General features: G+C 39.9%; 2 protein-coding genes. Both read right to left on the bottom strand.

Annotated elements, in window-relative coordinates:
- Positions 1-3: 3 nt before the first annotated feature.
- The gene (locus HMPREF3125_RS08830) at positions 4-1014 is read right to left on the bottom strand and encodes a relaxase/mobilization nuclease domain-containing protein (protein WP_070453279.1); all 1011 of its coding nucleotides are present in this window, start codon (positions 1012-1014) and stop codon (positions 4-6) included.
- A 177-nt stretch (positions 1015-1191) separates the two neighbouring features.
- Positions 1192-1317: plasmid mobilization relaxosome protein MobC (gene mobC / locus HMPREF3125_RS12550; protein ID WP_141738052.1), on the bottom strand; the 126-nt coding region annotated here is incomplete at its 5' end.

The raw sequence follows: 1317 nt of genomic DNA on the forward strand, positions 1-1317 counted from the left end.
TGATTAAAGTTCGAGGCCGTGGTCTCGATCGTTGTTAATAATTCGTCGTGACGCTTGTTTCGCTCGTTCTCTCTCTTCTCGATCTCTTCGAGCCTTTTCATCAGCAAGTCTTGCTGATTCTGCAGCTTGTCTGCTACGCTCAAGCTCATTTGTATCTTGGGCGAATTGGTCCCAATCTGATTGAGTGACGCCTGTATCTCGTTCAGTTGATTCATCACGACTTGAAGTTGGTCGTTTTGGCTGGCATTCGGTGTCTGAGTCTCGTTCTTGTTGTCTCCGTCGTTGAATTTGTCTTTCAAAGCCATCTTCGATACCTCCTTTATTGTAATCTTCGCCGAGTTTACGCCCACGCACCTTTTTATCTTCGGCTAAGTGTCGATAGGTAATGCTTTTGGGTGTGACACGTTCAATTTCAATACCATATTGGTTTAAATGTTCTTTGAATTCGTTCATATTCGTTGCTTGTGATTGATCGATGGCCTCTCTGATTTCATCTTTCCATGAATATTGGGCTGTTGATTTCGTATTAGGGTCAGCAATCGCTTTTTCCGTTTGGGTGTAGCGTAAGCGTGCTGTGTCTTTGTTTGGTACGCTTAAACCGTGTTCCATGCAAACCTCATCATTGAAATTTCTGACATTACGTAACGCTTGTTTATTATTGTTAAATTTCTTACCTGTTTCGAGGTCAATTGAATTGATCACGATATGATTGTGTACATGGTCTGTATCGGCATGCGTATAGACCGCCACTTGATGATTGGGTGCGAGCTTTTCAGCGAGTGCTAAGCCTAATTGATTACATTGTTCGGGCGTGACTTCGCCAGGTTTAAACGATTGGATAATGACATGCCCTTGATTCCCATCGGTTTTACCATATAACTCACGAGTGGCTTTGAAACTTGATTTGGCATAGTCGACATCACAATTTAAGCCACTTTTTTCAACGGCTCGTTTCTCAGCATAATTAATGGCCCGTGATGTTGATTTGGTGGCACTTAATTTAGTCGTTGCCATCATTATCACTTCTTTTTTGTTTAGGAGCAAAATAGTCAATTAAAATTCTAAAAATAAAAACACTTCCCCAAAAACTTAAAATGCTCCATATGTTATCAAAAATGTTTATTTTCATTATCCATAGCACAACAATAAGAATGGTATAAAACGTAAAATAAATACCGTTTAAAAGCCACCTTAATTTAGTTTGTTCCATATCTCATCTAACCTTTCACGTAATTCGCTGATATTACGCGCTAATGCTTCATAGTTCGGCGCTTCGTGTTGATGTTGGTTGCAATATTTGGCAATTTGATTGGCATT

It is taken from the genome of Staphylococcus sp. HMSC13A10, assembly GCF_001808005.1.
GTDB lineage: Bacteria > Bacillota > Bacilli > Staphylococcales > Staphylococcaceae > Staphylococcus > Staphylococcus pasteuri.